Source organism: Areca yellow leaf disease phytoplasma (assembly GCF_041920595.1).
The window spans coordinates 430,041-437,704 of the sequence record NZ_CP169277.1; the positions used below are offsets into that span (position 1 = coordinate 430,041).

Here is a 7,664-nt window from a genome sequence, read left to right on the forward strand (position 1 = left end):
TTGCTCATTGATTTGATTCCTTTACCTATTCATGCACGAGTCTCAGAGTCTGCAGAGTCATTTGCACAGCATATTAGAGACTTGCATAAAGACATTAACCAAAAGATAAACTTAAGCAATGAAACTTATAAAAATTTGGTTAATTCCCGAAGAAGGATCAAAGAATTTGATGTAGGGGATTCTGTCATGATTAGGCTTAGGCCTGAACGGTTCCCACCTGGGAGTGTTAAGAAGCTTCATGCTCGGGGAGCCGGACCTTTTAAAGTATTAAAGAAGGTTGGATCAAATGCCTATGTGCTAGACTTGCCTTCGGATATGGGCATCAGTTCTACCTTCGATATTACAGACCTGGTTGAGTACAAGGCCGGCAATGATACCCAGTGAGGCTTTTGGGCCTATCTCCTTCTATTGAGAGTGATCCTTACCCAGAGTGTCCACTAATTAATTGGCCTGAGAGAGGAGAACGGATCGAGCGTATCCTGGATGATCAAGCCATTACGACCGGGCCGCGGTTATCAACGCTTCCTAGTCCGATGGCAAGGCCGGCCAGAGTCGGACGATTCGTGGATTTCTCGAGAGGACTTGCAACGCCTCAACCCAGACCTTCTTGAGATATGTGAGCCAATCTGATCTTCACTCGACAGGGTCGAGTTCTCCCCACCCCGGGAGAATTGGTGCGGACACCAAAGGCACTAGAATAAGGTAGAGGCTTCAACCCTCTGTGGATCACTTAAATAACATTCGAGTCCACTGTAATAAAGCTTAGTCCAGCTGAGTTGTTTCATTTAAGTCTTGTAATTATTTAGCTCATGTTGAGCTAGTTCAGTCCAGTGTTAGTCAGCTCATGTCGAGCTAATTTTATTTTTTTGAGTCCTATTAACCATATTGAAGACTCAAGACTACATCATACAAGTGAAGACCAAGTCCAATCAGATTGAAGACATGGAAGTATAGCACAAGTCCAACCCAGCTTGAAGATTTGAAGACCCCAGGAGGAAAATTCAGAAAACCCTGATTTCTTGCTCTTTGATAAAGGCTTGAAAAATGGTTTTAGAAAAATTTTTGAGTTGGGTCTCACTAGTAAAAGCAAAAAAATTATGGAGTGCCTTCAATAAATTTTAGGGCTTTAGTGATTTTATAAAATCAAGTTTGTCGGCAAAATTTGAAAATGATGGATAAGCGTTGAGAGGTTTTTTGGCAAAAAATATTGATAAATTTTTAGATTTCGCTGAATAACAGGCATGAAAATTAGGAGTGGCAAAGTTCATTTGTCTAACTCTAATATCAGGAGGCAAAAATAATTAAGAGTTTTTTGGAAATGTGTGGGTTTTAGAAAAAAGTAGGTTTGGAAAATAAGGAGGTTTGCCACTTGCCAAGGATGGACTCCTTTATCGGTTCTACTAGCTGCAAAAGTAGGGATGTTTTTGATGGGTCATTTTTGTTAAAGCTTTTTTCAAAAGTTTGTTGCACGGTTATTTTTTGAGGTTGTTTTTGATATCCATAATAACAAGGAGTTCCATCATAGCAAAATTAATTTATAAAAAAAAGCGTTGCAAAAATGCCTCCTTGTGTAACTACAAAATATTTATTAATAATTTAAAATGGGAAATAAGGGGAGTGAAGAAAAAAAGGGGTTAATATTTTAAAAAAACCTCCCTTAATCCTTAAGATAAGAAGGTTTTGATAATTTAAGTTTTTTTGAGCAAAAAAGAAACTAAAAATGCCTTGGTTAATTGTTATTAAACAAAGCAATAATTGCCATTGGAGCAACTATCACTACTGATTGAGGAACAGTTTTAATAACTCCTAGTATATCCACCTTGACGATCAAGTATATTTAGAGGGGGAGATATCTTTTAAATAGTTTTTGCAAAACTGTATAGTGTCATCGTTGATTTTTTCATCAAAAAGATGTCTTTTGGCTTGGCGTCTAGTATGCAAAGTATTTTTTTAGATAAAGTAACCATTTCTATCAGCTAATTTTGTAATTCTTTAGCTTTGGATTCAGTTATCATAATTTTTTCTTTGAAATAATTAAATCAGTCATTAAAAGAGTTCTTAACAAAGCTCTTCTTTGAGATTTATTGCGTCTAATTTATACTTTAAAAGGCATAAAATTTATCTGTCCTTTCTATTTTCTAATGTGTTTTTAGTTTTAATGTTTGTCTTTGTCTTCTTCAACGCTGTGATGCAAAGCTTCTTTAAGATAATCATTGAATTCTAAACCGTATTCTAAAAATTTATCTTTTAATTCTTGGAAAGATTTTCGTCCTAAGCTTTTAAGTTTGACAACTTCTTTTTCACTTAATTTTACTAAAGCAGCAACTGTGTCAATCCCTGCTCTTTTAAGACTGTTAAAAAGCCTTACAGATAAATCTAGTTGTTCAATTTCTAAATCTAGTACGTAATTGTGAGCTTCTTTTTTAGATTCAGAAACAAATTCTACATGAGCAGGTTTTTTGGCTTAATTCTACTAAAACATTAAAATGATCTACTAAAATGCTAGCTGCAGTTGCTAAAGCTTCTTTAGCTAAAAGAGCGCCGTTAGTGGTAATTTCAATAGTTAATTCGTCTTTGTTGCCTAATTTTTTTTCTACTTGATAAGAAACATTGACAACAGGAGTAAATAAAGAATCAATTGCAATAACGCCTACTTGATTTTCGCCGTGAACTTTGTTGTCTTTGGCGCCAACATAACCAATGCCTTTTTTACCGGTAACTGTCATATGAAAGCAAACATCATCAGAAAGGGTGGTAATGTAATGATCGGGGTTGATGATTTTAACTCCTGCAGGCAGTTCAGAAGAAGAAGCGGTTAGGTGTTGTTGTGTCCCCTTTAGCAATTAGTTCTAGTTTTTTCTTCAAAATCATCTGATTCGTCGTCTACGGCAAAAAACAATTTTTTTTTAAATTTAAAATAATTGTCATTACATCTTCATAAACGCCAGAATAGTGGTAAATTTCTTGTTCTACTCCTTGAATTTTAACATTTACAATAGCAGTACCAGGCAAAGAAGATAACAAAACTCTTCTTAGAGCGTTTCCTATCTTATAGGACAACGTACAACAAAATAGAAAAATAGGACTTTGAAAGAGATGGCCCGAACAATGTTGTGTGAAGGCAATCTTCCAAGATACTTTTGGACAGTAGTCGAACACTGCTTGTTATATTTTGAACTGATTCGTCCAATTTTAAAGAAAACCCTCTATGAGATTTGGAATGAAAAGAAACCCAACATTAATTACTTTCATGTTTTTGGTTGTAAATGCTTTATGCTATCAATGGTAAAGATAATCTAAGAAAATTTGATGCTAAATCTAATGAAGCAATTTTTCTTGGTTATTCATTACATAGCAAAGCATATAGAGTATTTAACAAAAGAACTCTAACTATAGAAGAATCAATGCATGTTATTTTTGATGAAACTAACCCCTCACCTTCTAAGAAAGAAGAGTGCATAGACAATGATGCAGGTACACTTCAAAAAGAAATGGAAGACATGAGCATACAAGAAAGACCAACTCAAGAAGGAGAAGAAACGATAAGTAAGGATCATGCTGATATCTACCAAGGGAATGGAGGTATGTAACTTCTCATCCAAGAGATTTAATTATTGGTGATCCTTCACAAGGTGTTAGGACTAGGTCATCACATAGAGATGCACATGATTACCTAGCCTTAGTATCACAAATAGAACCTCATACTAAGAAGCTGAATCTGATCCAAACTGGATGATGGCCATGCATGAAGAACTTAAACCTAGTTTGAAAGAAATAAGGTATGGACTTTAGTATTAGACCATCAAACCATCCCATCATAGGAACCAAATGGGTCTATAGAAATGTTAGATGAACAAGGCAACGTAATTAGAAACAAAGCTAGATTAGTGGCTAAGGGATATAACCAAGAAGAAGGTATAGATTTTGATGAAACATATGCACCTGTAGCAAGACTAGAAGCCATTAGATTACTTCTTGCATTTGCTTGCTACATGAATTTCAAACTCTTTCAAATGGATGTGAAAAGTGCATTCTTGAATGGTTTTATATTCAAACAAGTTTTTGTAGAACAGGCACCAGGTTTTGAAAGTCATGCTTTTCCAAATCATGTTTTTAAACTCAATAAAGCATTATATGGTTTGAAACAAGCACCTAGAGCCTGGTATGATAGACTTAGCACTTTCTTGCTTGAAAATGATTTTACAAGAGGAAATGTTGATAAAACTCTTTTTATCAAAAAGAAAAGCAATAATGATATATTAGTTGTACAAATTTATGTTGATGATATTATTTTTGGTGCAACTAACGAAACTCTTTGTGAAGAATTTGCTAAGTTGATGCAGGGTGAATTTGAAATGAGTCTAATGGGTGAACTGAACTACTTCCTTGGACTTCAAGTAAAATAATCAAAGGAAGGAATCTTTATAAACCAAGCCAAGTACATCAAAGAAATCATCAAGAAGTTTGGTATGGAGACAAGCAAAGAAATGAGCACACCCATGAGCTCAACCTGCAGATTGGATAAAGATGAAGAAGGCAACAACATTGATCAAAAGCTATATATCTATATCGAGGTATGATTGGATCTTTATTAACTTAAATATAAGTAGACCTGATATCTTGTTTAGCATATGTGTTTGTGCTAGATTTCAATCTAATCCAAAAGAATCACATATGCTTGCTGTGAAAAGAATAATAAGATATCTAAGAGGAACAAATAATTTAGGTCTATGGTATTCAAAACATTCTTCATTAAATTTACTTGGTTATTCTGATGCTGATTATGGTGGATGCAAAATAGATAGAAAGAGTACTAGTGGTACATGCCAATTTCTAGGATTGAATTTAATCTCATGGCACTGTAAGAAACAAAACTCGGTAGCACTATCTACTGCTGAGGCAGAGTATGTTGCTGCAGGGAGTTGTTGTGCACAAGTGTTATGGATTAAACAACAACTAGAAGACTTTGGTATTACACAAGCTAAAATTTCTATCAAGTGTGATAACACAAGTGCTATAAATTTATCAAAAAATCCAATTCAGCATTCTAGAACTAAGCACATAGAAATTAGACATCATTTTATTAGAGATCATGTTTTGAATGGTGACATTGAACTAGAATTCATCCCTACTGAAAATCAACTTGCTGACATTTTCACTAAGCCACTCAATCAGGATAGATTTGAGATGATTAGAGGAGAATTAGGTCTTTGTGATCCTTTTAGAAAATTTTCCTAACCTAATCTCTTCAAATTTAGAAAAAATATCTAGAAAGCCTCCTACATCAATTCAATATCTTTGAACACCTTTCCATGCAATTTTCTAGATTTAATTTCATTTCTAAACATTCTTTTAACTCTTGTGGAAAGTTTCTATTGAAATGACTAGTAATCAGGTCAGCCTGAAAGGCACTTAATCACTATGTAATTCCGTTTTGTTTCCTATTTGTTTAATTCGCAACTTAGGGTCGAGTTTGCATCTCAAAAATTTAGGGTTAGCCGAGCCGACTCGGGCAACTTAAGGTTAGCCGAGCCGACTCGGATGTCGGGCAAGTTTCATTTTTTAATAGAGCCGTAGAACTTTTCGAGAATTTTATACCCATTGTTCTTGCTCTCAACCCGTGCTCTCCACTCGAACATCTACTCCACTCATCCAAACCTACTTTTCGAGCTTCAATTTCCTTCTTTTTCTCGCCAAGGATTGTAATGGCACCCAAGATGGTAGTTGGCAAGAGGTCCAAATGGGCTGTACCCTCAATAGAAAGGGAAAGATGGACAAAGCATCAGCAGGAAGAGCCGACTCGGTCCGTGGAAAGGGAAGAAGAAGAAGAAATTCAATAAATGGCTGCTCCCACTTCTCCACGACAACCGATCTCCATGTCCAATCGACCTGTAACCAGTGGTCGAAGAATTATTTTTACTTTTCTCAAGGAACTAGGGTTACGAATAGGTGATCTAATTGAAGATCAAGGGTGGAGCTCCTTCTGTTCACTGAATGTACCCACCTATCCAGCTCTGGTAAGATCATTTTATGAAAATTTGAGACTTGAAGAACATCATGTGGAATCAATAGTCAAAGGGAAAAGAATTATAGTCACTGAAGAAAGGCTTAGCAACCTATTGGAAATGCCGTTGAGGGCTTGAAACATCTGGTTCTGAAGGATCAGAGAGAAAACCCTCAAAATGATTCTAAATGAGAGGATGTGAGCAGCATTGGCAATGTAATGGCCAACACTTTATCCCTTGAGATGAGGTTATTGCATAATTTCATTACAAGATCTTTCTTCCAAGGACAGGAAGATTCGACTGGGTAAGTGAGAAAGATCTTAGTTTCATGGGTTGTGTTATTGAGGGGGAAGCTCTCAACTTGACGCACATAATGATGATGCAAATGAAAGAGGCTGTCAGGAAGGTTAAGGCATGTTTGCCTTATGGTATGGTGCTTACCCTTTTCTTCCAGGCCTCCAGAGTAAACCTTGAAGGTGAAGATGGAAGACCCCTTCACCATACAGACACCTACACCTCCAAATCCTTGCAGCGAATGGGTTATGAACTTAAAGAAGGAACATGGAGGAAGAAAGGAATAGATATAAGAGCTATAGGATCTTCGAGCAGTGAGGATGATGATGATGATGATGATGAACTGCCTAGGGAGATTATTTTAGATACCATCAGATATTACCACCCTTGAGGAGCCTCCTACTGTCGCTGCTATTGACATCACTCTGTTGATACTGAGTTCGTCACAGCTCAAGTACTCATGACACTATGGAGACTGAGCACATAGCTTAGGGAGTCCCAGGATGTTTCCATCACCAGCTTCTCCACCAGCACCTTCTGCTCAGGGACCATTTGTTGGTTCTTCAAAAATTTTATCAGCTGTAAAGATTTTATTGCGTAAGCAATGAGATCACTCACCACGAGTCACTGACTAGCTCTATGAGTTCGATGTTTGGCGAGCTCCGCCAATCAGTCGATAGTAGACTTGATGAGATTAGTGGTGAGGTTCAATAGCTAAGATCCAGAGTCGACACCCTTGAGTCTGCTAGACCTACACCACAGTTTGACACCCAAAGCATTTATCTGATACCCTCAGGACAACCACAAACTATCAAAAAATCAGTTGACCAAAGTATAGAAGAGTTCAGGGTTGAACTGAAAGAAATGAGTTTCAAGATGGGTGGATTGGAACAAGGCAAGAGAATGGAAGAAGACTACACCCGAGGGATTGGCATCTGAGATCTAAGTTTGGAGACTTGGAGGCTCTACTGAAGCTTTTGCTAATGCCCAGGCTACTAAATTGCTTGCACTGAATACTGGATAAAGAAGATGGAAGAAGAACTTTCTTCTGTTTGGGTGACCCTCACTCAGCTTCAGGCTTTAGTCATTGCATCCTCTTGCTACACCTAGACCTCAACCCTACTCCTACACCATCTCCTAGGCAGCCTGCACCACACCTTCGACCTCAAACTTCTGAGCCACATTTTGTTGAGCCTATATCTTCCATGCCACCACCTGGACCATCCACTAGCACTAGTGCCAAGATTAAGAAAGAACCAGTAGAACCTATCATACAATTGCCTAGTGATAGTGAATAGACTTTTGGTTGTATCTTTGCTTTCAATCTTTTGTAATTTGTATTGAAAATTTAAGTGAATGAAATGA

At 36.9% G+C, this 7,664-nt stretch carries 9 protein-coding genes and 2 pseudogenes; 6 read left to right on the forward strand and 5 right to left on the reverse strand.

The window, feature by feature from the left end; genetic code table 11:
• Both ACEW7V_RS02415 and ACEW7V_RS02420 read left to right on the forward strand, forming a co-directional pair.
• Nucleotides 1–384, forward strand: a 384-nt coding sequence (locus tag ACEW7V_RS02415) for a hypothetical protein (protein ID WP_374695325.1), incomplete at its 5' end; no start/stop codon positions are given.
• Between the two features lie 99 nt (nt 385–483).
• Entirely contained in the window at nt 484–630 is a 147-nt protein-coding gene (locus ACEW7V_RS02420; RefSeq protein WP_374695326.1) for a hypothetical protein, read from the forward strand.
• A 392-nt stretch (nt 631–1,022) separates the two neighbouring features.
• Here ACEW7V_RS02420 and ACEW7V_RS02425 read toward each other — a convergent pair.
• The 5 genes and pseudogenes from ACEW7V_RS02425 to ACEW7V_RS02445 form a co-directional block, all read right to left on the reverse strand.
• Nucleotides 1,023–1,585, reverse strand: a pseudogene (locus ACEW7V_RS02425) (tRNA pseudouridine(38-40) synthase TruA); the annotation flags it as partial.
• A gap of 144 nt (nt 1,586–1,729) precedes the next feature.
• A pseudogene (gene rplQ / locus ACEW7V_RS02430) lies at nt 1,730–2,095 on the reverse strand (50S ribosomal protein L17).
• A 60-nt stretch (nt 2,096–2,155) separates the two neighbouring features.
• Nucleotides 2,156–2,389 (reverse strand): DNA-directed RNA polymerase subunit alpha C-terminal domain-containing protein, encoded by a 234-nt coding sequence (locus tag ACEW7V_RS02435; RefSeq protein WP_374695766.1) that lies wholly within the window; start codon nt 2,387–2,389, stop codon nt 2,156–2,158.
• Between the two features lie 40 nt (nt 2,390–2,429).
• On the reverse strand, nt 2,430–2,843 hold the full coding sequence (locus ACEW7V_RS02440; protein ID WP_374695327.1) for a hypothetical protein: 414 nt from the start codon (nt 2,841–2,843) through the stop codon (nt 2,430–2,432).
• 40 nt (nt 2,844–2,883) lie between these two features.
• Nucleotides 2,884–3,159, reverse strand: a complete 276-nt coding sequence (locus ACEW7V_RS02445; protein ID WP_374695328.1) for a hypothetical protein — start codon at nt 3,157–3,159, stop codon at nt 2,884–2,886.
• A gap of 107 nt (nt 3,160–3,266) precedes the next feature.
• Here ACEW7V_RS02445 and ACEW7V_RS02450 point away from each other — a divergent pair, with 107 nt between their 5' ends.
• The 4 genes from ACEW7V_RS02450 to ACEW7V_RS02465 all read left to right on the forward strand — a co-directional run bounded on the left by ACEW7V_RS02450 (nt 3,267) and on the right by ACEW7V_RS02465 (nt 6,690).
• Nucleotides 3,267–3,590 carry a hypothetical protein gene (locus tag ACEW7V_RS02450; protein ID WP_374695329.1) on the forward strand — a complete coding sequence of 108 codons (324 nt, stop codon included), beginning with the start codon at nt 3,267–3,269 and terminating at the stop codon, nt 3,588–3,590.
• Between the two features lie 252 nt (nt 3,591–3,842).
• Nucleotides 3,843–4,406, forward strand: a complete 564-nt coding sequence (locus ACEW7V_RS02455) for a reverse transcriptase domain-containing protein (protein WP_374695330.1) — start codon at nt 3,843–3,845, stop codon at nt 4,404–4,406.
• A 121-nt stretch (nt 4,407–4,527) separates the two neighbouring features.
• A complete protein-coding gene (locus ACEW7V_RS02460) occupies nt 4,528–5,238 on the forward strand; it encodes a Ty1/Copia family ribonuclease HI (protein ID WP_374695331.1) in 711 nt (236 codons plus the stop codon).
• A gap of 1,095 nt (nt 5,239–6,333) precedes the next feature.
• Nucleotides 6,334–6,690, forward strand: a complete 357-nt coding sequence (locus ACEW7V_RS02465; protein WP_374695332.1) for a hypothetical protein — start codon at nt 6,334–6,336, stop codon at nt 6,688–6,690.
• Nucleotides 6,691–7,664: the final 974 nt, after the last annotated feature.

Excerpts from the sequence above, each read along its gene's own strand:
- ACEW7V_RS02450 (WP_374695329.1), top strand. The coding sequence starts at position 3,267 with ATGCTTTATGCTATCAATGGTAAAGATAATCTAAGAAAATTTGATGCT.
- ACEW7V_RS02420 (WP_374695326.1), top strand. The coding sequence starts at position 484 with ATGATCAAGCCATTACGACCGGGCCGCGGTTATCAACGCTTCCTAGTC.
- ACEW7V_RS02465 (WP_374695332.1), top strand. The coding sequence starts at position 6,334 with ATGGGTTGTGTTATTGAGGGGGAAGCTCTCAACTTGACGCACATAATG.
- ACEW7V_RS02460 (WP_374695331.1), top strand. The coding sequence starts at position 4,528 with ATGAAGAAGGCAACAACATTGATCAAAAGCTATATATCTATATCGAGG.
- ACEW7V_RS02455 (WP_374695330.1), top strand. The coding sequence starts at position 3,843 with ATGTTAGATGAACAAGGCAACGTAATTAGAAACAAAGCTAGATTAGTG.